This is a genomic window from Brucella sp. MAB-22, assembly GCF_025908475.1.
Classification (GTDB): domain Bacteria; phylum Pseudomonadota; class Alphaproteobacteria; order Rhizobiales; family Rhizobiaceae; genus Brucella; species Brucella anthropi.
Genome location: NZ_CP109781.1, coordinates 218,130 through 241,742, shown reverse-complemented (window position 1 = coordinate 241,742; position 23,613 = coordinate 218,130). Strand labels below are relative to the sequence as shown.

Below are 23,613 nucleotides of genomic sequence, written 5' to 3'. Positions count from 1 at the left end.
CGCCTCAAGCGGCATGTCGATGGTATGCCTTGTCCGCCGAAGTGATCGTCTTGATTGAACTGCCGTACCATTGGCATTTTAGATTGTATGCATGTTATAGTTGTCAGTCGGGGGCAGGTTTGCTGTCATTCCTTTTTAATCAGGACACGAGGGGCGTCCCGATTGGAAAAAAGCTGAACGTGCTCTGGCCAGTGGTGGCGTTTAAATGGGGTCGAGAACTGAATATTGGCTTCAACTGGTCAGGTCTGCCTATGGCAGGCAGGACAGCCCGATAGCCGACAAGATACTTGCGGACCAGCTCAGGGAGATTTGCGACGGCGCGCGCTTCTCGATGCCCATCAGCACGATTCTGTCCGTGCTCATTTTGCTGGTCCAGATTGCTGCCGGGCATTTCTGGATGCCCATCATCTGGTTCGCGCTGGTCAATATCATCAATGCGCTGCGCTTTATCGATGCGATAGCCTATTATAGAAGCCCGGCTGCGCCAGTTGAGAATATCGCGGTTCTGCAGCGCCAGCTCGCCCGCTTTCAACTGCTTGGCGCAATGGCCGGTTTCGTCTGGGCCGGTATCGCCATTCTTTCCCATGGGTTCTCTGATCCGCAATCGTCGGTCTATCTGGTCATTCTGGCCGGTATCTGCGCGGGCGCCGTCACCTACGGCTCCTCCTATGCCGCCGTTGCAATCAATTTCATAACGCCGCCGCTTGTCGTGACGGTGGTGTGTCTGGTCCTGCAAGCCGACCTGCAATATGGCGTGATTGCCGTTGCTGTTGTTCTGTTCTGGCTCGGGCTTACGCGTGGCGCACTCTTGGGGCAGAACCGCTTCATCCAGACCAGCAGGTTGAAACACGAAGCCAAGCAGTTGGCTGACGAAATGGCGCTCAAGTCGCAGGAGGACCCGTTGACGGGGCTCTTCAACCGGCGTGGCCTTGAAACCTCCATTCGCCTCTATCCTGTGAAAGACGGCCCGTTCATCATCATGCTGATCGATCTCGACGGGTTCAAGTCCGTCAACGACACCTATGGTCACAAGGTGGGTGACGACCTCCTTGTCGCCATTGCGCAGCGTATCCGTCAGGTCTCGCCGGAGCGTTCCGTTCTGGCGCGTATTGGCGGTGATGAATTCGTACTCGCTTATCCCGAGCCTTCAGCCAAGATCGAGGCCGGATTGGTGGCCGCACGCATCATCGGCAGTTTGACCGCCCACTATGAGGGGATTCTGTCGGTGGAGATCGGCGCCTGTGTCGGCATTTGCCGGCTGGAGCGTCTCGATCCGGTCGAAATGTTGCTGCGCGCCGACTTCGCGCTTTATGCGGCCAAGAAACGCGGACGCAACGAATATTATTTTTTTGAGAAGCGTCTGCAGCACGAGTGGGAGCGCAAGCAAAGCATCGAGCGAGACTTGCGCATTGCAATCGAAACCGGGCAGGTGCAAACCTACTTTCAGCCGGTGGTGCAACTCTCCAGTGGGCGCATGGTTGGTTTTGAGGCATTGCTGCGCTGGGATCATCCGCAGCACGGCACAATTCCCCCGCCGGAAATCATCGATGTTGCGTGCGAAGTGGGTGTGGTGCGTCAGCTGACGAATAATGTGCTCTTCAATTGCTGCGAGATGATCGACAAGCTCACCGAAGGCGGGCGCAGCGATCTGACAGTTGCCATGAATCTTTCCCCTCGCGAACTGGCGGGGGGGCGTATTCCACACGAAATCCTGTCCCAAATGGAAAAACGCGAACTTCCGATGTCCATGCTTGAAATCGAGATAACGGAGGAAGCTCCCTTCGATCAGCGCGGGATGAGTGACAGCCTCGGAGTGCTGTCGAGCGCTGGTGTCTCTATCGCACTTGACGATTTTGGCACCGGCTTTGCTACTTTCGCCTCCTTGAAGAAGGGCCTCATCACCAAGATCAAGATCGATAAGGTTTTCGTGCGTGGCATTGCCGAATCCGAAGGCGATCAGCATATCGTGCGCGCTATGGTCGAGCTGGGCGATGCTCTTGGCATCAAGGTCACTGCCGAAGGGATCGAGACCGAGGAAGATCGCGACATGCTTTGTAAACTCGGTTGCAATGCCGGGCAGGGCTTCCTGTTTTCACCGGCTCTGCCGGCGAGCATGGCTCTTGATGCCCTTGCCAAAGCGAGTGCCAGCTCACGGTTCGATCAGGCTGTCCGGTAGTTTGGGTGGATAATCCATCTCGATTTCGTCCTGACCGTAAATAGGGCTCTTCAGGTTGGGGCCGGTCAGGATGGGGCGGATCTTGTATTTTCCTGCAGTCAGCCCTTCGGGAAAGAACGGCGAATAGGCGTCGTCGTCGCCGACCGGGTGATAGATCACAAATTGCCCGCCGCGCTTCTGTACGGGATTATCGTCGAGCGTTTCGCTCTTTCCCGGCTCAAGGGTCTTGTTGAAGAGATCATAGAGCTTATGCGTGGTCTGCTGGCCGTCGGCAGATGTGAAAATCAGGTGCAATTCACCATAGCCGAGTTCCACGGCTTCGCGGCTTTCATTGGCCAGCGTCAGCGTGAACAGGTGCTTGTAATAATCCTGATCCTTGTCGACATCGCTGTAATCCGCGAGACCGAGCTGCAAGGATTGCGGTTTTTGCCCGTTTTCCGCCTGCCAGGTCGCAAGGTCATAGGCTTCTTTCAGGGATATCCAGCCCTCCAGCGGCCCGGTTTTGGCCAGATAGGCAATTTTCATCCAGCCATCGCCGGCAAAGACAAGCTTGCGTGCCTTGTCGCCCTTGGCCAGATAGGAGCTTGTGGTGCTTTGCCGGTCAGGACTGCTGTATAGGGTCAGCTTTTCCAGCGGGACTTCCCAGCCTTGTTCGGTTTCATCCGGTGCCAAAGGCATTTCAAGAACGCTGTTTCCCTGTGCGTCATAGGTGACCATGCGCATGGGTTTCATCAGGTAGGGCCAGCCAGACATCTGCTCTTCCGGGCGCGATTGTTCCACAAGCCGCACCGTCTGGCCGCGATCAATCGACAGGATGTCGACGCGGTTATAATGCCCATCCAGACTACAGCTGCTTTTGATCAGCTTTCGTTCCGGGATGCGCTCGACATTCCACAGCTCGCCGCAATTCAGTTTTCCGCCAAGTTCGTCCTCAATAATCAGTGGGGAAAAGGCTTTGGCTTTTGGATCATAGAGATAAAGCGCGGCGCCAACGTCGAGACTTCCCGCTTCGCGGGCACCCAAAGAAAAATCGGTGTAGCCATCGAAGTCATAGTCGCCGGTTTCGAAGCTGACAGGCCCGTCCAGTCCGTTGAGCCAATCGGAATCCAGCAAAATGAGTTTCGATCCATCGGGCTGGGTCAGAACATAACCCTCTTTGCGTCTTTCGATATGCGCGCTCACGCCCGGTTCTGGCAGAAGGCGAGGAAGATTTTCTTCCGCGAAAGCAAGGTTCATCAGGCCTGGCGATAGAAATGCCAGACAAATTCCGAGTGCCGCGAGGTGGAAAAATCGTCTCATTGCCATCTGCTTGTTTGATGTGGTCAGCTTTGCTTACACGAGACATGGCTGAAACGGGAGTTGTTCTTTCCCGTCATCCAAAGCTTGGTCGCAAACCGGATGAGATGTATGGTCCCAGCAACGAAGAACCGGCGGGAGACGCGAATAGTGGAGGAAACGTAATGACCGATAAAAAACCTGACGGTCCGGTACTTTTGTCGGGCGGCAATCCCCAGATTGCAAAAGGGGAAGGGGATGCGCCGGTTCAGGCCTACATCGCTGCCATGCCGGGATGGAAAAGCGAAGCAGGTCGCCGCCTGGATGCGCTCATCGTGCGTACCGTTCCCGATGTGCATAAAGCGGTCAAATGGAATTCCCCCTTCTACGGAATGAAGGGAGAGGGGTGGTTCCTCAGCTATCATTGTTTCGACAAATATATAAAGGTTGCATTCTTTCGCGGCGCCAAGCTGAAGCCGATGCCGCCGGTTGAATCCAAGAGCCAGGATACGCGCTATTTCCACATTCATGAGCACGACGATGTGGATGAAGCCCAACTGACGGACTGGATCAGACAGGCAAGCCAACTGCCGGGTGAGAAAATGTAGGTTGGAGCGCAGATCGAAAGACGCTCTGGGAGGGGTTTCATGACAGATGATAATGACGCTTCAAAGCTTATTGACGGGCGGATTGTCGAGCTCGATGACTGGCGCGGCGAGACGCTCGCCCGAATGCGGGCGCTCATAAAGAAGGCCGATCCCGACGTGATCGAGGAATGGAAATGGCGTGGCGTGCCGGTATGGTCGCATGACGGCATCATCTGCACCGGCGAGACTTACAAGAAGGTCGTGAAGCTGACTTTTGCCAATGGCGCAGCGCTGAACGATCCCGCCCGCATCTTTAATTCCAGTCTTGAAGGCAATACGCGCCGCGCGCTGGACATAAGCGAAGGTGAAGAGGTCAACGAAGATGCCTTTATCGCACTCGTTCAAGCTGCCATAGCGCATAATACAGCCAAGCGGGCGCAGCGAAAAACCAAACGCAGCTGATTGCCCCCCTAATTTGCGAGAATTTTTGTGAAATCCGTCGGTTTGCGGCGGATTTTTTTAATGCGCATTTCGATGCTCGGGTGCGTGTCTGTCGCGCAAAAGGCAGTCTCAAAGTTACGAGCACACGAAATCGCGAAGACAAAACATGTATCTATGTCTATCTTTATTTCTTATAATTGATCATCTTGTAGAGTGGTTATTTTAGAAAATACTAATGAAAGTAACAATAATATCTATTTAATAAATTGTAATATTGTATAAGTATCGTCTCGATACAAAAATAATTGCCACTTGATCTAGGGCTTTTTTGTTGTGGCGGTAAAGAGGATATTCAGATGTGTATAGCCTGTAATCCGGGTATGGTGGCGTTTCTGCGGTCCACGGCCTCAAGGCGCGATTTTCTCAAATATCTCGGCGCTGCCGCCGCGACTTCGGCCTTTGCCTGTTCTTCGCCGGGCATGGCGTTCGCGCAGCAGGCTGCAGCACCCGCGGGCGATATCATCTTCAAGGGCGGGACAATCCTGACCATGAATGACAAGGCGCCGCGTGCCGAAGCGATTGCCATTCGCGGCAACAAGATATTGGCCGTCGGCAAGCTGGATGACGTGCAAGCCGCCATCGGTTCCGGAGCGCAGGTGGTGAATCTTCAGGGCCGCACCCTGATGCCCGGTCTGATCGATCCGCATATGCATTTCGTGTTCACGGCATTCGAGGACTGGATCGATGTCAGCCCGATCACGACACCGGATTACGCGACCGTCTGGTCGAAATTGCAGAAAGGCGTGGCGGATGCCAAGCCGGGGGAATGGGTGCGCGCACAGCAGTTCGATGCCAGCATCACCCGTGACGCCAAAATTCCGACGATTGCCGAACTGGATGCGCTTGCGCCCAACAATCCTTTCTTCATGCAGGAAAGCAACGGCCATATCGCCTATGCCAACAGTGCCGCCTTCAAGGCCGCCGGGATCACCCGCGAGACGCCTGATCCGTCCGGCGCGCGCTTTGTGAAGGATGCCAATGGCAACCTGACCGGACGTCTGGAGGAGATGGCGGCGCAACAGGAATTCCTTGGTGTCATGCCGTCTCCGACGGCGGCGGATATGATCGGTCGCGTCCAGCGTTTTCTGGATCATGCAAGCTCCGTTGGTTGCACCATGCTGCACGATTGCGGCATCGGTATCATGGCCGGTGCGCAGGATCTCAAAATCCTCGATGCGGTTCTGGGCGAAGGCAAGGCCCCAGTGCGCTATCGTGGTATGCTCGTGTCAACGATCATGGATGAATGGGAAAAGGAGGGGATCAAGCCCGGTCGCGGCAACGATCTTTTCCGCGTCGATGGCATCAAGGCGTGGGCCGATGGTTCCAATCAGGCGCAGACCGGTTATCAGCGCGAGAATTATCTGGGCACCGATGAACGTGGCGCGCTGAACTACAGCCTAGAACAGGTCACGGAAGTTATCCGCCGGGCGCATGAAGGCGGCTGGCAGGTTGGCGTTCACGCCAATGGCGACGCGGCAATCGACATGGTACTGGATGCTTACGAGGCCGTTCTCGGAAAGTCCTCGAACAGCGATCTTCGCCATCGCATCGAACATTGCAGCGTTTTCCACCCGGAACAGATGGTACGTATGAAGGATATGGGGCTTTCGCCGTCCTTCCTGATCGGCCATGTGCGCTGGTGGGGTAAGGCGTTCCGCGACCGTCTTCTGGGGCCTGAGCGCGCCCGCTTCTATGATCCGTGTGCTTCCGCGCTGGCTGCGGGCCTCAAGATATCGCTTCATTCTGACTGGAACGTGACGCCGATCGAACCGCTGCGTTATGTCGAGGATGCCGTCACCCGCGTGATGAACGAAGGTGGCGACGTGTTCTTCCCCGAAGAACGTATTCCGGTGGATGCAGCGCTGCGCGCTGTTACCATCGATGCGGCCTGGCAGTGTCATATGGAAGACCAGATCGGTTCGCTGGAAACCGGAAAGTTCGCAGACTTCGCCATTCTGGAAGAAGACCCGACTGCGCCGGATGTGAAGATCGGCAAGATCAAGGTCAGCGAAACCTGGATGGATGGTACCAGACGTTACACGGCCTGACCGGAAAAATCCGGCGACAGAATGAAAACTGTCGCCGGATTGATTTAGCTTCATAGAATATCGGCGGCGCGGTGATCTTTATCGACGCCGTCGATCAGAAACACCTCTCCTTCTGATCCTTGCCTGCGCCATTCGATAATCGCCTGATAGGCAGGCGAGGCATACCAGTTGCGTGCTGTTGCCAGATCGGGAAAAGCGATGACGATCAGATCGTCCGGTGACAAACCTTCCAGTTCGTCCTTCGGTCCGCCGTGGATGATGAAGTGTCCGTCGAACGGTGCGAGAGTTTCATCAATGGCCTTCAGATAATCGACAATTCCCTGATTGACCCGGACATTGCGAAGCTGCGCGATTGCATAAGCGGTCATTTGAGGTCTCCGTTCGATCAGAATGCGGTTTGAGGGATGCGGGCGGCACGAACTTCGAGCCAGGTAAGCACAGTCACAGCCGCGGCCTGTCCAACGAGAAAAACCCAGCCGAACAGATTGGGTGCAATCATTCCTGCAACAGGCAGGAAAAGGCTGGCAGCAACCCATGCGCCATTGCCAAGAATGACGAGGTTTACCGCCCATGCGGGAGGATTTGTGCTCCGCGACACCCAGGCCATAAAGGCCGCCACTGGCAGCAGCAGTACGCCTGCCCAGTAAAGCAACGGTGCTGGAATTCCGGTCAGTTCGCCCACCGGTGCTGAGGCAGTGACAAGCGCGGCACCCATCGCTGCGCAGGTGATGGCATCGATTGCGACGATTGGCTTGAGGGCAAATATTGGGTGTGTGGTTTTCATCCTATCGACCTTTCAATTTGGCGTCCCGTTCTTCGGGCTGGCTGCATATTTGCCCTGTTGCGTTATGGGGTCGATTACGTGAGAGGTAATTGTTGCTATGAATTTTGCGACGCATTCCAGAATGCATCTGCCAGCCATGATGGGCAGTCAAATCGTTGAAGGGATCGGACAAGCCTATGACCGAAGCACAACAGACAGTCGGCTCGCTTCTCCGGGAATGGCGGCAGCGCCGCCGCTTCAGCCAGCTATCCTTGGCGGTCGAGGCCGAGATTTCGCAGCGTCATCTGAGTTTTCTTGAATCGGGGCGCTCGGTGCCGAGCCGCGACATGGTTCTGCGTCTGGTCGAACATCTGGACGTGCCGCTGCGGGCGCGCAACCGGATACTGGTTGCCGCCGGATATGCGCCCGTTCACGGCGAGCGAGGGTTGGAAGCGCCGGAATTTGCCGCCGCGCGAAGCGTGATTGAAGCCCTGCTGCACGGACACAACCCGCATCCCGCCCTTGCAATCGACAGGCATTGGACCCTGCTTCTGGCGAACAAGGCGGTAGGTGTTCTGACCGAGGGGGTGGCGGAACATCTTCTGCAGGGGGAGGTGAATGTGCTTCGCCTCAGCCTGCACCCGGAAGGACTGGCCCCGCGCATCCAGAATTTTCGGCAGTGGCGCAGCCATATTCTTGCGCGCCTTGCCCGCGATGCGGACAATTCAGCCGATCCGCGTCTGGCAGCGCTTCTCGATGAACTGAAATCCTATCCGGTCCCCGCGCGCGCGGTGTCTTCGGGTGGGGGGACTGTCACTGATAATCCGGTGGCCATTCCGCTCAGGATCGACAGCCTTGAAGGCCCGCTGGAGTTTTTGAGCGCGACGACGGTATTCGGCACCGCCGTCGATATCACGCTGTCGGAAGTGGTCATCGAGACCTTCTTCCCCGCCAATGAGGAAACGGCAGCCGCCATGCGGCGGCTCACCGTCGAGTCGTAGTTTAAACAGCCCGCGTCAACCCGCCATCCACGCGCAGATTCTGGCCGGTGATATAAGCGGCGCCATCCGATGCGAGGAAGGCGATCGTCGCCGCGATTTCCTCGCTCTTGCCATAGCGCTGCAATGGGACGCTTGCCCGGCGCTCTTCCGTCTTCGGCAGGCTGTCGATCCAGCCCGGAAGAACATTGTTCATGCGAATATTGTCAGCAGCATAGGTGTCGGCGAAAATCTTGGTGAAAGAGGCGAGCCCTGCGCGGAACACCGCCGAGGTTGGGAACATGGCGCTCGGCTCGAATGCCCATGCGGTCGAGATATTGATGATGACACCAGACTTCTGCTTCTGCATCGTCGGCACGACGAGACGCGACGGGCGAACTGCATTCAGGAAATAAGTGTCCATTCCCTTGTGCCAATCTTCATCGGTAATTTCGAGGATCGGCGCACGCGGGCCATGACCTGCGCTGTTTACCAGCACGTCGATACGGCCCCATTTTTCCAGAACAAGGTCTACGAGGCGCTTCAGATCATCATTCGACTGGTTTGATCCGGTGACGCCGAGGCCACCCAGCTCCTGTGCCAGCGCTTCGCCCTTGCCGGAGGATGAGAGGATTGCAACCTTGAAACCGTCCTGTGCAAGCCTGCGCGCGGCGGCTGCGCCCATGCCGCTTCCGCCAGCCGTTACAATCGCTACTTTTTCTACTGTCATGATGCGTTCCTTTTCCCGAATTGTTGCACGAGGTCGCAACTGTCGACAACCATTATTTGACGTTATAGCGGAGAGCCGTTATCGTGACGAACGAAAACGCGTAACGTAAATCAATAGAAAATCTATCGAGTTCAATTCATGAAAAGGCTTCCCTCGCTCAATGGTCTGCGTGTGTTTGAAGTCGTCACGCGACATCTGAATTTCCGGCTGGCAGCGGAAGAACTTGGCGTGACACAGGCAGCAGTGGCCCAGCAGATACGCGGGCTTGAGGCAGAGCTTGGACTGAAACTCTTTGAACGCCAACCCCGCACGCTGGTCATGACCGAACCGGCCCGTGCATACATTGCCAATGTGCGACGGGCTTTCGACCTGCTTTCGGAGGCGACCGAAATGCTGCGACCCGAGCCGCAGCACCTGACCATCAGCGTGACGCCGACCTTCGCATCGAAGTGGCTGATCCCGCGATTGGCGGAATTTACGCACGCACATCCCGATATAGAATTGCGCATTGTCGCCAGCGACAAGGTCGCCAATTTCCAGACCGATGCCGTCGATCTGGCGGTACGCTACGGCGAGCCGCCTTTCGGTCCGGGGCTGAACGCGGAGCTGCTTTTCGAGCACGTGATTGTCGCCGTGGCAAGCCCGGTGCTGGTCGAAAGGCTTGGTGATCCGGGGCTGCCGGAAAACCTGGAACGCTATCCGCTGCTGCACGACGCACATAATTTCTGGCCGCAATATCTGGAAAAGGCTTTCCCGGGCGGCGTGTCGACATCGCCGAAGAATATCCGCTTTAACCAGACGTCACTTGCCATCGATGCGGCGATTGCCGGGCAGGGGTTGGCACTGGCAAGCCGTTTCTTCGTGGAGAAGGAAGTTGCAGCGGGCAGCCTCGTCCAGCCAATGGCCACCGAGCTGCGGGTGGGCGCGGATTTCTATGCGGTTTCCCTGCGAAAGCCGCGTCATCCGGAATCGGTCGACGCAGTCAAAGCCTGGTTAAAAAGCGCATCCCGAAAAGTGTGAAGCGGTTTTCGGACTAAGATGCGCGTTGAAACAAACTGCATCCCGAAAAGTGTGAAACGGTTTTCGGATGAGATGCGCGTTGAAACAAACTGCATCCCGAAAAGTGTGAAACGGTTTTCGGATGAGATGCGCGTTGAAACAAACTGCATCCCGAAAAGTGTGAAACGGTTTTCAGGATGAGATGCGCGTCAGGTTGATGGCTCGGGCACTTCCAGCGGGGCTTTCTGGCTGCGGGTCGGTATGGTGATGCAGACAAGGCAGATGACAACCAGAAGAACACCAAACCAGCCGAGGGTGGAAAGGCGTTCGCCGACAATCACCACTGCGAAGAATGCGGCGACAACCGGTTCAAAAAGTGTGATCGTCGTCGCCACACTGGTTTCAACGCGGCTCAACCCGTAGCCAAAGCAGACATAGCCGAGGAACATCGGCACGAAGGCCATGTATAGGCCGACAGCTGCATTGTTCCACGAGGCTAGGAACGGTCCGCCGGTTGCGAGCAGAACCGGCATCAACAAAAGACCGCCTATACCGAAAGTCGCGCCCATGGCGGTTGTCGATGATATGCCGCCCTGCATCAGCTGGCGCGCGCATGAGGAATAAAGCGCATAGGTGAAGCCCGCCACCAATCCGACCGAGGCTCCCATGAGTGTGGAGTCTTCTGCAGACGCGGCATGGCCGCCGCCGTCCTCCGACATGCTGAGCAGGACCATGCCAACAATGCCGATGATCGCACCTGCCAGCCAGCGCAGCGAAGGGCGAAAGCCGCTTTGCCGATACTCAATCCCTGCCGAAAGAAGTGGGGCGGAACCGAGCGAAATGACCGTTCCGATGGTCACGCCAGCCATCCGCATGGAGCCATAGAAGGCGAGGGGATAGATCGCGACGCAGACGGCTCCCACCAACAGGACGCGCCATTGATCGGCGAGCGCCTTTCGTGAAGCGATCAGCCCGCGCCAGGCGATTGCCGCCTGTGCCAGTCCGCCAAGTCCCATGGCAGCAGCGCCGATCGCCGCCGCGCTAACCTCGGGCGCAAAGGTTGCTGCGGTGCCTGTCGTGCCCCAGATGGTGGAAGCGACGATGATGGCGGTCACTCCCAGAAGATAGTTTTTTGATGATTGCATTTTACACTGGTTTCAAAATTGTCGTGACCATGGCCTTGGCCTCGCCAAGACGCGCACTATTGCCTTCAAGGCCAGCCCGCATGATTGCTCCTTCGAGAATGAAGGAGAGCTGCACGGCGAGCTGGCGAACCCGGGGCGGATCGTCCGGGATCAAGCCGGTGAGATGTGTCACAAGCAGGCCTTCGACTTCTTCCTTGTGTTTTCTCACCGCCTTGCGGCCCGGATCGCCAGCGGGCAGTTCTGCTGCCGCATTTAGCAGCCCGCAGCCGCGAAACCCGTGTTCGTAGGCAAATTCCGCATGGTCGCGATAAGCGTCGAATATGGCCAGTATCCCATCCATCGGGCTTGCTGCCTTTTCCAGGCGCTTGTCATACAGGCCCAGCCATTCGGCATGGCGATGCTCCAGATAGGTGGCCACCAGCTCCGCCTTGGATGCGAAGTTGTTGTAGAGGCTCTGCTTTGCCACGCCCGCACGCTGGATGATCGCGTCGATCCCGGTCGCCGAAATGCCCGTATCGTAAAACAATTCCGCTGCCGCTTGCAGAAGCCGCTCGCGTGCCGGTTTTGAGCTGGGCGTCGCAGGATCGCTCATCACATCTGGTCCATCTATTAGGTAGACCAGTCTACCTAATTGATAGGTGGAGTCAATCGGGGGAGAAAAACCGTTTGGAAGCTTCACTGGAGGAGAAGTTCTGCGCCGGTTTTGGTTTTAACCCCTTGTCCCTTGGGAGAGATTCACGTATCCGCTCTATTAGGCAGATGGAACGGGAGGTCGTCCGGTGCCGCAGAGAATTTCCCCCCTGGCGCCTTTCCAATACAAAACATTTCGGGCGCTCTGGTCAGCTACATTGGTTTCCAACCTCGGCGGTCTGGTGCAGACGGTCGGTGCTGGCTGGATGATGGCAACCATCGCCCATTCGGACGATATGGTTGCACTGGTGCAGGCTTCGACAACTCTGCCCGTGATGATCTTTTCAGTTGCTGCAGGCGCCTTGGCCGATAATTTCGACCGCCGCCGCATCATGCTCATCGCGCAGGTTTTACTACTGATTGTTTCAGTTGCACTGGCGGTTTTTGCCTATCTTGGCATTCTCACACCATGGATGCTGCTCAGCTTCACATTCCTGATCGGCTGCGGCGGGGCCTTGCACAACCCGTCATGGCAGGCGTCGATGGGGGACATCGTGCCCCGCACCAATCTGCCCGCAGCTGTAGCGCTCAACAGCATGAGCTTCAATCTCATGCGCAGCATTGGTCCTGCCATCGGCGGTATCATCGTTGCGGCAGCGGGCGCTGCTTTTGCCTTCATTTTCAATGCGTTCAGCTATTGTGCGCTTATTCTGGCGCTATGGCAGTGGAAGCCGGAAACGGTCAAATCCACCCTGCCGCGCGAAACGCTGGGACCGGCCATGGTGGCAGGGCTGCGTTATGTCGCCATGTCGCCGAACCTTCTCAAGGTGATGTTCCGGGGGTTTCTGTTCGGCCTGTCCGCGATTGTCATTCTGGCGCTTTTGCCGCTCGTCGCGCGCGATCTCGTCCACGGAACAGCGCTCACCTACGGTATCATGCTGGGCTTTTTCGGGCTTGGCGCTATTGGCGGCGCCTTGCTCAGTGCCCGGCTTCGCGAACTTCTCGGCAATGAATGGTTGGTGCGCGGTGCTTTCGTGGCCTTTGCGATCAGTTGTGCCTTGCTGTCGATCAGCCGGAATATGTGGCTGAGCTGTATTTTCCTGCTGCCTGCGGGTGTTTCGTGGGTTCTGGCGCTGTCGCTGTTCAATGTTACGGTTCAGCTTTCCACGCCGCGCTGGGTGGTGGGGCGTGCTCTGGCGCTCTATCAGACGGCGACTTTCGGCGGCATGGCGGCAGGCAGTTGGCTCTGGGGCTCTGTCGCAGATGAATATGGCGTGCCGGGCGCGCTTCTGGCTGCTGCCGTGGTGCTGATGTTCGGCGCGCTGATCGGTCTGCTCCTGCCGCAGCCTGAATTTGAAGACCTCAATCTCGATCCGCTCAACCGTTTCAGCGAGCCGCAGCTTCGGCTGGATCTGCGTTCACGCAGCGGTCCGATCATGATCATGGTCGACTACAAGATTGCGCAGGGAGATGTTCCGGCGTTCCTTTCCGCCATGGCCTTGCGTCGCCGTATGCGCATCCGCGACGGTGCCCGGCAATGGGTGCTGCTGCGTGATCTGGAGAACCCGGAAACCTGGACGGAAAGTTATCACGTGCCAACCTGGGTCGAGTATGTCCGCCATAACCAGCGTCGCACCCAGGCCGATGCCGAAGTGTCGGAACGGCTCCTTTCTTTGCACAAGGGGGACAAGCCGCCGCTCGTCCATCGCATGATCGAAAGGCAGACTGTTCCGGTTCATGACGACATGCCGCTAAAGGCACATCTGGACCTGTCTTAGAGCACCGATCTGATTGAATCAGATCGGTGCTCTAAACTTTTCTTCCCAAAGCATAATCTTACCGATCCTCGTTTTGCTCCGGTCGGATTATGTTCCAAACGCCGATTTCAAATTAAGGCAAGTTCGGGATTTGTGTCCGTTCGGCGCTGAAGCGGCATTTCTTGGAGCAAAACCTGCTTATTTCGCATCAAATTTTGTGGCGACGAACGGGTGAAAATAAGGCGAAACAAAGGCTAGAAGCCCAGGCGCTCCCGCAACGCTTTTCGATAGGATCGTGAGACCGGCCATGACTGATCGATGCCGCGCATCCTGACCAGCCATTTGTCGATGGTACTTCTGTCCAAGTCCGATACATGCAGCACGTTTATGAACGTCGTGCGGTGAATGCGAAGAAAGACGCTAGCGGGGAGAATGCCTGCCCATATGCCAAGCGGTCTGGAATCAAGAACGGAGGAACCATCGCCAAGCCATATCTCGCTGTAATTGCCAGCCGAGCGCACCCCGATGATTTCCTCCGGGGACACTCCGCGCATTACCCCGCGTTTGCTGACATAGATTACTGATGTCGGGTCGGGCTCTTCGTCTGACACCGCTTCCTCATCGGAGGTCGAATATTTCGCCTGTGCGATCAGGCACGCACATTGGAACATGGCTTTGATTTCTGCGCGCGACCAGTGTCTGGCTTCCACGGTCGTATCGAAACCGACGATCCCTCGCAGCCGACACTGATGAAAAACCGGTATGCTGAGTATGCTTTGATTGCCCTGACGCAGGAATTCAGCCTGGATGGCGCGCGCGGTGCGCGGCAGCCCCCTGACATCGTGGACGGCGACGGCCTGTCCCTCGGTCAGATAGCGGTGCAGCCAGCCAATCAGCGTGGTTGGGGTTTCCTGAAGTTCGGAAATATAGGCGGTTGTATCGCCTTTGCACCATTCATGCGTGTTACAAAACCGCAGCAGATCAGGCGAATATTCAATCATCCAGGCGCGATCAGCCCGCGATGCATTGCCCACGAAGGCGAGAAACTCCGAAATCGCGTTCTCGAAAGGCTCTCGGAGCAGGTGCAGTGCGCAAACATAGGGCCAGTCGAGTGCAGGTGCGTCCGAGCACTCCTTTTCAGAATAAATTCGGTAGGCCCCAACTGCGCTGTCCAAGCTGCCTCCCAAAATGTTGCGTTATCGAAATCGATCGTCCTTTAATAGTAAGACAGTATATTGAATATAGTTTTTCGCTATTTGCAATGGAAATCATGCCGTGGCTGCAACCATTGTACCGGTTGATTTACCTATCAGAGCGAAGAATTATCTGGAATGGGGCGGCGTAGTGGACATGAAACGGCCAAAAGCCCCGGAAAGCCTCGGTATGTGTGGTGATAGCATAATCATACCGAGGCTGCGCATTTGCCTGATTCCGCCGAAGCGGTGCGCTGGATCAGATTAGTGATCATTGCGACAGAAAGAAGTCTTACTTCATGGCCCGATGTAATGCCTGTGGATCAATTAATTTGTATGCAAATTATTTCCATATCGCGGGCATTTTATTTCAAATACTTCGCGCGGCCATGCCCTCGATTTCGACCTTCAACTCAGGCCGTGCCAGTCCGGCGACATAAACGAGCGTGGTCGGTGGAAGGCTGTCACCCAGCAACTCAGCGCGGATGTTTTTGGCGCGTTCCGGGTTGAGCCGGTCCACGAGGAAGATGTTCAGCTTCACCAGACTGGCCGGTGTGAGGCCCTGACCGTCGAGGATGCCGACAATGTTGCGTAGAGCCAGCTCGTATTGCTTTTCCGGCTCTTCGGGAACTGTACGGCTCAAGTCCATGCCGACCTGGCCTGCAATAACCAGAAGTTCCGTGCCGGACGGAATGACTGCCAGATGTGAATAGGCCGCTATAGGCGGTGCGACATTGTCAGGGTTTAAAATCCGAACGGAATTCTTTGTTTCGTCTGGCAAGGTCGCCTCTATCTTTGGAGAGCATTCAGGCCCGAAACGGGTCCGGGCCTGACATAGAAATCAACCGATATCTTCGACCTGATCGAGATACTGACCATATCCCTCCGCTTCCATCCGGTCTTTTGGAACGAAACGGAGTGAGGCCGAATTGATGCAATAGCGAAGGCCGCCGCGATCGATCGGCCCATCCGGGAAGACATGGCCCAGATGACTGTCGCCATGTGCCGAGCGCACTTCGGTCCGTACCATGCCATGCGAGATATCGTTCAGTTCGGCAACATTGGCGGGTTCGATCGGCTTGGTGAAGCTGGGCCATCCGCAATGGGACTCATATTTGTCGGCTGAGGCGAAGAGCGGCTCGCCCGAAACGATATCGACGTAAATTCCCGGCTCTTTGTTGTAGAGATATTCACCGGTCCCGGGGCGCTCGGTGCCGCTTTCCTGCGTGACGCGATATTGCTCCGGCGTGAGCTTCGCAATCGCTTCGGGGTTCTTGCTGTAGGTCATGATATGCGCTCCCTTGATATGTGCCCTGAATCTAGGACGAAGGGAGCAACTATTCCAGCCCGTCGCAAGTGACGAACTGTTGAAGAAGGGAGGTTGCGTGCGAAGAAGATTTTCTTCACACGCAACAAACGCTTCAATTGCAGAGTTCAGTCAACTGCGATCATCACGTCGGATGCCTTCACCACGGCATAAGCGGCGGCGCCGGCCTTCAGGCCAAGCTCGTCGACAGCCTCATTGGTGATGGACGAGGTAACGATCACACCATTGCCGATATCGATCCGGACATGGGATGTGGTTGCCCCTTTGGTGACTTCGACGATTGTTCCCTTTAGTCGATTGCGGGCGCTTATCCTCATTGTGCAGTCCTTTCGAAGGTTGATTTCGATCGCTGAATATAGAGTGACTTCACATATTTGGAACAGAAAAACCCCCGCCGGAGCGAGGGTTCTGTTTCAATAATTTCGCGAAGATGAACCTTATTTGGCAGTGACCACTCGCTCTGCAGGAGCGGCCTTGCGGGCACCTGCGAGAAGCAGAACAGCGATGCCGCAAAGGGCCGCAAGCGTGTAGAAACCAGCATCATGATTGCCCACTGCGACATCGGCCCAATTCTTGATTTGCGGCGCGAAGAATGCACCGAGATTACCGATGGAAACAATGAAAGCGATGCCGCTGGCCGCGCCGATCCCGCCCAGATAACGGGTAGGCAGGCTCCAGAATACAGGTTGCGAAGCTGTGAGGCCCGGCACGGCAATGCAGGCCGCAAGAAGCATCAGCCATGGGTTGCCGGTGAGCCCGATGACGGCGAGCGCCACTGTTCCAGCGATGACCATGCCCATGCAGACAAGCCGATGCTGGTTGGTCTGGTCGGCCAGAACCGTGAAATAACGGGTTGCGATGACCGAGCAAAGCCAGGGAAGGGCGAGAAGCGAGCCGATAAGAAGATTCATCTGCCCATTCGATGCTGCCTGTGCGAAGCGCGATGGGAAATAGAAGGTCAAAGGCGCGGTGCCGATCTGCAGAAAGAAGTAGATGCCAATGAAAGCCCAGACGCGGCGGTCTTTCAGTACCGACATGGCTGAATGCTGGGCCTGTGTTTCTTTTGCGGCTTCTTCCGCGGCGATAACCCGTGTGAGGGCATCGCGCTCCTCGACCGAGAGCCAGCGCGCTTTTTCGGGGCGATCCGTCAGGTAGAAAAGGGCGATGATCCCGACCAGTGATGCGCCAAGCCCTTCGACCACGAACATCCATTGCCAGTTGGTGAGGCCAAAAATACCGTGATGGGTCAGCAACCAGCCGGAAAGCGGGCTTCCCAGGACGAGCGCCAGCGGAACGCCAAGATAGAAGATACCGGTGGCGCGTGCGCGCTGCTTCGCGGGGAACCAATAGGTCAGATAAAGCAGGACGCCCGGATAGAAACCGGCCTCGCAAACGCCGAGCAGAAAACGCAGCGTGTAGAAGACGCCTTCCGTATGAGCGAACATCATGGCGGCGGAGACGATACCCCACGAAATCATGATCCGGCTCAGCCAGAGGCGTGCGCCGACCTTGTGCATGATGATGTTGCTGGGAACTTCAAAAAGCGCATATCCGATAAAGAATATGCCGGCTCCGAATGCATAGGCAGCATCACTTAGGCCCGTGTCAGCCTGAAACTCGGACTTGGCGAAACCGATATTGGCGCGGTCCAGAAAGGCCAGGATCAGCATGATTGCCAGAAATGGCAGAAGTCGCTTAGTCGCCTTGCCAACGGCGGAATCGACGAGATTGTCTTGCATCGTTGAGCCTCCTCCTCAATGCTGCCCCTCCGGGCACGATGGTGAAGCGGAAACTAGTCACAATTCTCTGATAAATATATAGCGCATATATGAATATGTGGCGACGTATTTGAGGCTTTACCGATATATCCGGTGCGATGACAGCTGCTTTAATCTTTGGTTCTATGTGTAAGTTGAGGTATAATTTATATATGAATAATATTTTTAGTATGCGAGTTTTGATGACTTATCAACGATAGTTTCCTGCTGGAATAATCCGTGATTTTGCGTGTCGCTCACCGGCTGATCCTTACGCGCGGGAAAATTTCCATGGTCAGATAGTGCTCATCGAAGCTTGAAATATGGACGAGAGCTGACCGGTTCAGAAATTCGACCTCATTGTTGCGGAAGACGAGAAGATCGTCCTCACGAAGTTCACGCAGCATCCGGTTGATATGGATCGGCGTAAGCCCCAGCGCATCGGCCAGCTCGCTTTGTGTCAGCGGACAGAAAAAGCTGTTTTCATCGCCCGTTCCGTTGATCCGCGCCCTGTGCCCCAGTTCGAGCAGGAGATGCGCGATACGCACAAGTGCACTTCGGCGGCCTATGCTGATGAGATGCTCAATCAGAATGGCACGCTGACGCGCCATCAGTTCCATGAATGTCATGGCAAGACGAGGGGAGTTGAGAAGGCTTTCGGTGAGATGATCCAGGGAGATTTCGAGGACAGAAAGCTCGGTAACCGAAATCAGGGTATAATAGTTGAAGCCGAGCCCGGTTCGGAAACCCAGAAAATCACCTTTCATGGGAAAGTCCAGAATCTGGCGATCACCATCGGGAAGATCGCGATAGATGCAGCCCCAACCACTCTTTATTATGTGAACCGAATTGGCCCAGTCTCCCTGGCTGCTCACCACGGTGTGCGGGGCATAGTTTTTTGAGGATATGGGCAGGGCGCTAAGAACGCTCAGGTCGCTTTCATTGAAAACCGCACTGATAGGCGCGCTTTCCAGAAAATGGCGCAGCGTTTTTGCTTCGTCGGCATTTACCACCATAGAGCCTACCTGCCGTTTCGCTCAGCATGAGTGCATATAAGTTTTAAGTCGAGCGCCCCCCACGGTTCGTTTCCCCCGGCTCTTCCAAGGAGGCCAGATATCTAAAGAGTTTCAGCGAGGCCATTTGTTTTGGCAAGGTAGTAATTTCTACCACTAATTGGGTATATATCCGCGCTTTGTCTAAACCATATTTTGCCGAAACCCTTAATCTAGGTTAATGACACTCAAAGAATTTTCAGGCAGTCTTTTCATCAAAATAAGAACAAAAACAAGAATTGCTTCCGGGGTTTTGTCTAGATCTCAAGAAGAAAAATAAAACAGGTAACCGATGCGCTTCCGTGATTGTGATGTGCAAACAATGGGGTCGTGCGCATAAGTCGGATTAGAGGGCGAACAGATGAACATTTCTCCACAATTCAGTAGCAGGACGAGTGAATTAAAGAATAATGGCTTTGGGGCGTCAAAAGATAGTTCTTTTAAACCTGAACAGCCTAACGACAGCATGTTGCCGCTACTGGTCATCATAGACAACCGTGCGTTGGATCGCGAATGCCTCGCACATGGATTGACAAACCACAGCATCGAAATGTCGATCGCCACATTCAGCTCGTTCGAGCAGTGGCAACATCAGCGCAAGGGCCGCACCGCAGGTGCAGTGCTCTTCAACATCGGTGGCCAGAAGGTTTCGGACCCGGCTGTCGGAAATTATCTCAATCGCATTGTTACTGACTGCGCTCCGGCACCGGTCATTCTTCTGGCCGACAAGGAAGAAATCTCGCAGGTTCTCAAAGCGCTCGACCATGGCGTGAAGGGGTATATTCCAACATCGGTGAATGTGAATGTCTGCGTTGAAGCATTGCGGCTTGCCATGGCGGGCGGAACCTTCGTTCCAGCCAGCAGTGTGCTCGCTCTGCGTCACGCCACCGATCCGAACTCTCAGCGGCTGCAACCTCTCGGCGGAATGTTTACCCAGCGTCAGGCCGAAGTGGTCAATGCGCTGCGCCGGGGCAAGGCGAACAAGATCATCGCCTATGAGCTGAAGCTGCGGGAAAGCACGGTCAAGGTTCATATCCGCAACATCATGAAGAAGCTGAAGGCGTCCAACCGTACCGAAGTGGCTTGCATCATCAACGAGCTGTTCCCGTCAGAAACATCGTTTTCCGACTTGCAGTAGGGCGCAACTGGCGGCAGCGAAGCCGCCCGGCCGACGGATAGAATTGTTCCGTGAAGGAGACTTTTGGTGATTATCTCCGACGTTTCAGCAGGAAACGGGCGGCAGCCGGTGGCTGACCTGCTCGACACTATAAAACGTAGAAGGATGATGCTGATCGTACCGGTGCTTGCAGGCATCGGTGTCGGCTTCGCAGGGTATCTTACAGCACCAGTCAGTTATGTGTCGGAGTCTGTGCTGGTGCTGGATATGCGGCGATTGCAGGCGCTTCCCAATGAAAGCGCGATCACGCCATTGCCGCAGGACAGTCCGGTTCTGCGTTCCGAACTCGATATCATCAATTCGCGTATGATGGCGCGCAAGGTCATCGACATTCTGCAAGCGGAGAACATTGTCGTGCCGACGGAATTCCGTTCGCGCACGGTGTTGTCGTCTGCTTCGAATACAGGATCGCAGGCGAAGAGCGCACGCGATGTCGATCCGGCCATGCGGGAACGCCAGCAGATCGACCTTCTTCTTTCACGGTTGCGGGTCACAAATGATGGCCGTTCCTATACGATCTTCATTTCTTATCGCGCTTCCGATCGGGTTTATGCGGCCCAGGTCGCCAATGCCTTTGCCACGGCCTATCTCAATCATCAGATCGACGTGCAGCAATCGGCCACGCGGCGTATCAGCGAATGGCTGGGCGAAAAGCTTGGTACCTTGCGCAGCGATCTTGAAAGTGCCGAAAGTGCTGCGGAAGAGTTCCGCCAGAAGTCGCGGCTTGCGGGCGATCAGGGACAGATCAGCTTTCAGGCCCAGCGCGTCGCGGCGCTGAACAATGAAATTGTCGCCGCAACGGGAGCAGTCTCGCTCGCCGAAGCACGATTGCGCACGGCATCAGAGCTGAAGAACAACAATGAAGCGCCTGCACTGGCCGAGGTGCTGGCTTCGCCTGCGATCCAGACCTTGCGCAATGAGGCAGCACGCGTCGAACGCCAGCTTGGCGAATTGCAGTCGAATGGCGCGTTGAAGAGCGCTGAAATTCCTGTGCTGAAGGCCGAACAGGAAGCGTTGAAGCAGCAGATTTCGAGCCAGGTCGGCGAAATCATCAAGAGCCTTGGCAATGAAATCCAGATTGCGCGTCAGCGGCGCAGCGGACTGGAAGGCGCATTGAAAGATGCGGAAGCCGATCTTGCCGAAGCCAATCAGGCACAAGTCAGGGCCGGGCAGCTGGACCGCGAGGCCAATGCCAGCCGCACGGTCTATGAAAGCTATCTCACGCGTTACAAGCAGCTGATCGAACAGGACGGCATTGCCGCGCCCGAAGCGCAGATGATCTCGCCTGCGGAGCCGGCGATGGCCAAGGCCAGCCCGAACCTCGCCAACTGGCTGCTGCTGGGGCTGGGGTTGGGCGGACTGGTTTCACTTGCAGGCACCATGCTGAAGGAAACATTCGACAAGATCAGGCCCGCACAGACGGCATCTCTGATGCTGCCCGGCATTCCGGCTGCGACGTTGCTGCCGGTTTCGCCGCAGCTGACTGTGCCGCTTCTCGTCAATCGCGGTCTCGATCCGGCAAGCCCGTTCGGTCGTGCAATCAAATCCGTGCACGATCGTCTGCGGGCACTGACACGCGGCCGGGATTCATTGGCGCTGTCTGTCGTATCCCTGTCCGATGGCGAGGGAAAGACCCTGTTGATCACCGCACTCGCGCAACAGATCGCCGCGACCGGCTTAACGGTTGCAGTCATCGATGCAACAAACAAGCGGTCGGGCCTGTCGGAGGCCTTCGGGCTTCCGCATGGCGATTACGGTGCTGTTTCTACAGGGCGTCCGCTTTCCGGCGCAACGCTCGTGCATGATCACGGTTCGGGGATTGATATCATCAAGCCGAACAGACAGATGCGTGACGGAGACTGGCTGGCTGAGCTGATTGCCCAGTTGCGCGCGGATCACAAGATCATCCTCGTCGATCTGCCGGCGGTCATGGAAGACAAGCGCTCGGTTCTCCTGTCGCGGGCGACGGATACGGCGCTTCTTGTGGTTCCGTCCGACCGACAGGACCAGCTTGCGACCAATGCATTGATACAGACGATGGCGTCGTTCGGGCGCAAGCCCGCGCTGGCGGTCGTGAACCATAATTCTTCGTCTTATCGCAGCTGGATAGTGCTCCCCGTGGTGCTTTGCGGACTGGGCTTGCAGAAAGCACGGCAGAGCATAAGCGCGATATTCGCGCGGCGCCGGAAACCAGATGCGGATGGCGCACAGGAACAGGCGTGAGGGCAAACCATGTCATACAGGATCATCAAGAATCGCATTGGTACCCATCTTCGGGCCACTATGCTTTCGGGCCTCATTCTGGTCGGCGGGACTTTTGGAGCGCTTGCGGACGGACAAGCCTATCGGGTTGGCGCAAATGACGTGCTGCAGGTAACCGTTTATGGGCAACCGTCACTCACCGGGCTTTACCCGGTCGATGTGGACGGCAATATCGGTTATCCGGTCGTGGGCAATATTTCCGTCACCGGGCTGACTACCAATGAGATCAGCGAGAAGATCGCGGGATCGCTATCCCAGCATATTCCGGGACTGACGGTCACAGCAACGATCAATCAATATGCGCCGGTATTTGTCGTTGGTGATGTGAAGGCGCCGGGAAAATATCAGTTCCGGCCCGGAATGGTGGTGCTTGAACTCATGGCGCTGGGTGGCGGAGCCGGAAAAGCGGAGTCTCCAGCCCTGACTGCCGGGATGCAGCTTATTTCCGCGCAGCAGGAATATGTCGACCTGCAGATGCAGATCACTGCCATGGCAATCCGGCGGGCCCGTTTCGAGGCGGAACTGAACGGCACGGATTTTACTTATACTCTGCCGGATCAGGCGGCTGCGAACAAGGAAACCGTGGCCCTGACGCAGAAGATGCTGGACGGTGAAAAGACAGTGTTCAACGTCCGCCGCAACAATCTTGCAGCCGAGCGTCGGGCGCTTGAAGCGCAAGCAGCGAGCTATGGCGATGAAATCCAGACCCTGCAGCAGAGTATCAAGCTGCACGACACCGAAATCGGGCTGTTGCAGGAGAATGTGGATTCCAGCAAGTCGCTGGTGGATCGCGGCCTGGCCGCAAAATCCAACCTGCGTGACATGGAGCGTGATCTGTCAGCCACACGGCGTGCTGCGCTGGAGCTTGCTTCGTTTCTTGCACGGGCGAGACAGAACCAGCTTGCCATGGAACAGCGCATCGCCAATCTGGAAGAAATTCGCAAAAGCGAAGCGGCTACCAATTTGCAGGATATTGACCTCAACATTGCCCGCATGGAGCGCCGCAGCAATACACAACTCCAGGCTATGGCCGAGATCGCCAAGTCTTCCGGTAATATTTCCGCGGCCACGCTGCGTCAGAAACTGGTGTTCTCGATCAGTCGTATCGTGAATGGCAGCTTTCAGGATATCGTCGCCAACGAAAGCACGGAAATCAAACCGGGTGACATCTTGCGCGTCGAGCTGGATATGAGCAGGGTCGGCGGCTCGCCGTCATAGGTTGAGAGTTTCACTTCAATGGAAACTTAGGAAGGCGGG

General features: G+C 56.1%; 22 protein-coding genes and 1 pseudogene. 10 read left to right on the top strand and 13 right to left on the bottom strand.

All coding sequences use genetic code 11. The features are described 5' to 3' along the window. The first annotated feature begins 205 nt into the window (after positions 1-205). Positions 206-2,176, top strand: a complete 1,971-nt coding sequence (locus OHI65_RS01045; protein ID WP_125302375.1) for a putative bifunctional diguanylate cyclase/phosphodiesterase — start codon at positions 206-208, stop codon at positions 2,174-2,176. Here OHI65_RS01045 and OHI65_RS01040 read toward each other — a convergent pair. Beyond that, complete coding sequence (locus OHI65_RS01040; protein WP_235824470.1) at positions 2,150-3,412, bottom strand: hypothetical protein; 1,263 nt, start codon at positions 3,410-3,412, stop codon at positions 2,150-2,152. The two genes, OHI65_RS01045 and OHI65_RS01040, sit on opposite strands and share 27 nt — an antisense overlap. A 224-nt stretch (positions 3,413-3,636) precedes the next feature. Between OHI65_RS01040 and OHI65_RS01035 the strand changes: the two genes are divergently transcribed. The 3 genes from OHI65_RS01035 to OHI65_RS01025 all read left to right on the top strand — a co-directional run bounded on the left by OHI65_RS01035 (position 3,637) and on the right by OHI65_RS01025 (position 6,587). After that, complete coding sequence (locus OHI65_RS01035) at positions 3,637-4,059, top strand: DUF1801 domain-containing protein (RefSeq protein WP_012092783.1); 423 nt, start codon at positions 3,637-3,639, stop codon at positions 4,057-4,059. A 39-nt stretch (positions 4,060-4,098) separates the two neighbouring features. After that, positions 4,099-4,500, top strand: a complete 402-nt coding sequence (locus OHI65_RS01030; RefSeq protein WP_125302381.1) for a DUF1801 domain-containing protein — start codon at positions 4,099-4,101, stop codon at positions 4,498-4,500. 335 nt (positions 4,501-4,835) lie between these two features. Beyond that, on the top strand, positions 4,836-6,587 hold the full coding sequence (locus OHI65_RS01025) for an amidohydrolase (RefSeq protein ID WP_125302384.1): 1,752 nt from the start codon (positions 4,836-4,838) through the stop codon (positions 6,585-6,587). A gap of 50 nt (positions 6,588-6,637) precedes the next feature. On the opposite strand, the gene OHI65_RS01020 is transcribed toward OHI65_RS01025, so the two are convergent. Both OHI65_RS01020 and OHI65_RS01015 read right to left on the bottom strand, forming a co-directional pair. Further along, the gene (locus OHI65_RS01020; protein WP_125302387.1) at positions 6,638-6,955 is read right to left on the bottom strand and encodes a DUF1330 domain-containing protein; all 318 of its coding nucleotides are present in this window, start codon (positions 6,953-6,955) and stop codon (positions 6,638-6,640) included. A gap of 17 nt (positions 6,956-6,972) precedes the next feature. Continuing rightward, positions 6,973-7,371 carry a hypothetical protein gene (locus tag OHI65_RS01015; protein WP_012092787.1) on the bottom strand — a complete coding sequence of 133 codons (399 nt, stop codon included), beginning with the start codon at positions 7,369-7,371 and terminating at the stop codon, positions 6,973-6,975. Positions 7,372-7,547: 176 nt separating this feature from the next. On the opposite strand from OHI65_RS01015, the gene OHI65_RS01010 reads away from it, so the two are divergent. Next, the gene (locus OHI65_RS01010) at positions 7,548-8,351 is read left to right on the top strand and encodes a helix-turn-helix domain-containing protein (RefSeq protein WP_012092788.1); all 804 of its coding nucleotides are present in this window, start codon (positions 7,548-7,550) and stop codon (positions 8,349-8,351) included. A 1-nt stretch (position 8,352) separates the two neighbouring features. Here the strand turns inward: OHI65_RS01010 and OHI65_RS01005 are convergent, their stop codons facing one another. Continuing rightward, positions 8,353-9,057, bottom strand: a complete 705-nt coding sequence (locus tag OHI65_RS01005) for an SDR family oxidoreductase (protein WP_012092789.1) — start codon at positions 9,055-9,057, stop codon at positions 8,353-8,355. A gap of 138 nt (positions 9,058-9,195) precedes the next feature. Between OHI65_RS01005 and OHI65_RS01000 the strand changes: the two genes are divergently transcribed. Beyond that, positions 9,196-10,077, top strand: a complete 882-nt coding sequence (locus OHI65_RS01000; protein WP_012092790.1) for a LysR substrate-binding domain-containing protein — start codon at positions 9,196-9,198, stop codon at positions 10,075-10,077. A gap of 188 nt (positions 10,078-10,265) precedes the next feature. Here the strand turns inward: OHI65_RS01000 and OHI65_RS00995 are convergent, their stop codons facing one another. Together OHI65_RS00995 and OHI65_RS00990 are read right to left on the bottom strand one after the other, a co-directional pair. Next, positions 10,266-11,201 (bottom strand): DMT family transporter, encoded by a 936-nt coding sequence (locus OHI65_RS00995; RefSeq protein WP_264358714.1) that lies wholly within the window; start codon positions 11,199-11,201, stop codon positions 10,266-10,268. A gap of 1 nt (position 11,202) precedes the next feature. Beyond that, the gene (locus tag OHI65_RS00990) at positions 11,203-11,793 is read right to left on the bottom strand and encodes a TetR/AcrR family transcriptional regulator (RefSeq protein ID WP_125302392.1); all 591 of its coding nucleotides are present in this window, start codon (positions 11,791-11,793) and stop codon (positions 11,203-11,205) included. A 187-nt stretch (positions 11,794-11,980) separates the two neighbouring features. On the opposite strand from OHI65_RS00990, the gene OHI65_RS00985 reads away from it, so the two are divergent. Further along, positions 11,981-13,609, top strand: coding sequence for an MFS transporter (locus tag OHI65_RS00985; RefSeq protein WP_125302395.1), 1,629 nt, complete (start codon positions 11,981-11,983; stop codon positions 13,607-13,609). A gap of 8 nt (positions 13,610-13,617) precedes the next feature. Here OHI65_RS00985 and OHI65_RS00980 read toward each other — a convergent pair. The 7 genes and pseudogenes from OHI65_RS00980 to OHI65_RS00950 form a co-directional block, all read right to left on the bottom strand. Next, a pseudogene (locus tag OHI65_RS00980) lies at positions 13,618-13,707 on the bottom strand (invasion associated locus B family protein); the annotation flags it as partial. 135 nt (positions 13,708-13,842) lie between these two features. Then, the gene (locus tag OHI65_RS00975; protein WP_125302397.1) at positions 13,843-14,763 is read right to left on the bottom strand and encodes a LytTR family transcriptional regulator DNA-binding domain-containing protein; all 921 of its coding nucleotides are present in this window, start codon (positions 14,761-14,763) and stop codon (positions 13,843-13,845) included. A gap of 388 nt (positions 14,764-15,151) precedes the next feature. Then, positions 15,152-15,562: a RidA family protein gene (locus OHI65_RS00970; protein WP_125302400.1), complete on the bottom strand. Its 411-nt coding sequence runs from the start codon at positions 15,560-15,562 to the stop codon at positions 15,152-15,154. A gap of 60 nt (positions 15,563-15,622) precedes the next feature. After that, on the bottom strand, positions 15,623-16,069 hold the full coding sequence (gene msrB / locus OHI65_RS00965; protein ID WP_125302404.1) for a peptide-methionine (R)-S-oxide reductase MsrB: 447 nt from the start codon (positions 16,067-16,069) through the stop codon (positions 15,623-15,625). A gap of 146 nt (positions 16,070-16,215) precedes the next feature. Beyond that, the gene (locus OHI65_RS00960) at positions 16,216-16,425 is read right to left on the bottom strand and encodes a TOBE domain-containing protein (protein WP_010658563.1); all 210 of its coding nucleotides are present in this window, start codon (positions 16,423-16,425) and stop codon (positions 16,216-16,218) included. A 120-nt stretch (positions 16,426-16,545) separates the two neighbouring features. Continuing rightward, on the bottom strand, positions 16,546-17,847 hold the full coding sequence (locus OHI65_RS00955) for an MFS transporter (RefSeq protein ID WP_029927720.1): 1,302 nt from the start codon (positions 17,845-17,847) through the stop codon (positions 16,546-16,548). A 275-nt stretch (positions 17,848-18,122) separates the two neighbouring features. Continuing rightward, complete coding sequence (locus OHI65_RS00950) at positions 18,123-18,881, bottom strand: Crp/Fnr family transcriptional regulator (protein ID WP_010658565.1); 759 nt, start codon at positions 18,879-18,881, stop codon at positions 18,123-18,125. Between the two features lie 397 nt (positions 18,882-19,278). Here OHI65_RS00950 and OHI65_RS00945 point away from each other — a divergent pair, with 397 nt between their 5' ends. The 3 genes from OHI65_RS00945 (at position 19,279) to OHI65_RS00935 (ending at position 23,574) form a co-directional block, all read left to right on the top strand. Further along, positions 19,279-20,055 carry a response regulator transcription factor gene (locus tag OHI65_RS00945; RefSeq protein WP_012092799.1) on the top strand — a complete coding sequence of 259 codons (777 nt, stop codon included), beginning with the start codon at positions 19,279-19,281 and terminating at the stop codon, positions 20,053-20,055. Positions 20,056-20,121: 66 nt separating this feature from the next. Further along, the gene (locus OHI65_RS00940; protein ID WP_125302407.1) at positions 20,122-22,317 is read left to right on the top strand and encodes a GumC family protein; all 2,196 of its coding nucleotides are present in this window, start codon (positions 20,122-20,124) and stop codon (positions 22,315-22,317) included. Between the two features lie 9 nt (positions 22,318-22,326). Then, positions 22,327-23,574, top strand: coding sequence for a polysaccharide biosynthesis/export family protein (locus tag OHI65_RS00935; protein WP_012092800.1), 1,248 nt, complete (start codon positions 22,327-22,329; stop codon positions 23,572-23,574). The last annotated feature ends 39 nt before the right edge of the window (positions 23,575-23,613 follow it).

What these genes read in the sequence shown, in the direction of transcription:
- OHI65_RS01000 (WP_012092790.1), top strand. Translation starts at nt 9,196, where the DNA reads ATGAAAAGGCTTCCCTCGCTCAATGGTCTGCGTGTGTTTGAAGTCGTC.
- msrB (WP_125302404.1), bottom strand. Translation starts at nt 16,069, where the DNA reads ATGACCTACAGCAAGAACCCCGAAGCGATTGCGAAGCTCACGCCGGAG.
- OHI65_RS01035 (WP_012092783.1), top strand. Translation starts at nt 3,637, where the DNA reads ATGACCGATAAAAAACCTGACGGTCCGGTACTTTTGTCGGGCGGCAAT.
- OHI65_RS01015 (WP_012092787.1), bottom strand. Translation starts at nt 7,371, where the DNA reads ATGAAAACCACACACCCAATATTTGCCCTCAAGCCAATCGTCGCAATC.
- OHI65_RS01025 (WP_125302384.1), top strand. Translation starts at nt 4,836, where the DNA reads ATGTGTATAGCCTGTAATCCGGGTATGGTGGCGTTTCTGCGGTCCACG.
- OHI65_RS01005 (WP_012092789.1), bottom strand. Translation starts at nt 9,057, where the DNA reads ATGACAGTAGAAAAAGTAGCGATTGTAACGGCTGGCGGAAGCGGCATG.
- OHI65_RS01010 (WP_012092788.1), top strand. Translation starts at nt 7,548, where the DNA reads ATGACCGAAGCACAACAGACAGTCGGCTCGCTTCTCCGGGAATGGCGG.
- OHI65_RS00960 (WP_010658563.1), bottom strand. Translation starts at nt 16,425, where the DNA reads ATGAGGATAAGCGCCCGCAATCGACTAAAGGGAACAATCGTCGAAGTC.
- OHI65_RS01040 (WP_235824470.1), bottom strand. Translation starts at nt 3,412, where the DNA reads ATGAACCTTGCTTTCGCGGAAGAAAATCTTCCTCGCCTTCTGCCAGAA.
- OHI65_RS00955 (WP_029927720.1), bottom strand. Translation starts at nt 17,847, where the DNA reads ATGCAAGACAATCTCGTCGATTCCGCCGTTGGCAAGGCGACTAAGCGA.
- OHI65_RS00945 (WP_012092799.1), top strand. Translation starts at nt 19,279, where the DNA reads ATGAACATTTCTCCACAATTCAGTAGCAGGACGAGTGAATTAAAGAAT.
- OHI65_RS01045 (WP_125302375.1), top strand. Translation starts at nt 206, where the DNA reads ATGGGGTCGAGAACTGAATATTGGCTTCAACTGGTCAGGTCTGCCTAT.
- OHI65_RS00950 (WP_010658565.1), bottom strand. Translation starts at nt 18,881, where the DNA reads ATGGTGGTAAATGCCGACGAAGCAAAAACGCTGCGCCATTTTCTGGAA.
- OHI65_RS00990 (WP_125302392.1), bottom strand. Translation starts at nt 11,793, where the DNA reads ATGAGCGATCCTGCGACGCCCAGCTCAAAACCGGCACGCGAGCGGCTT.
- OHI65_RS01020 (WP_125302387.1), bottom strand. Translation starts at nt 6,955, where the DNA reads ATGACCGCTTATGCAATCGCGCAGCTTCGCAATGTCCGGGTCAATCAG.
- OHI65_RS01030 (WP_125302381.1), top strand. Translation starts at nt 4,099, where the DNA reads ATGACAGATGATAATGACGCTTCAAAGCTTATTGACGGGCGGATTGTC.
- OHI65_RS00935 (WP_012092800.1), top strand. Translation starts at nt 22,327, where the DNA reads ATGTCATACAGGATCATCAAGAATCGCATTGGTACCCATCTTCGGGCC.
- OHI65_RS00995 (WP_264358714.1), bottom strand. Translation starts at nt 11,201, where the DNA reads ATGCAATCATCAAAAAACTATCTTCTGGGAGTGACCGCCATCATCGTC.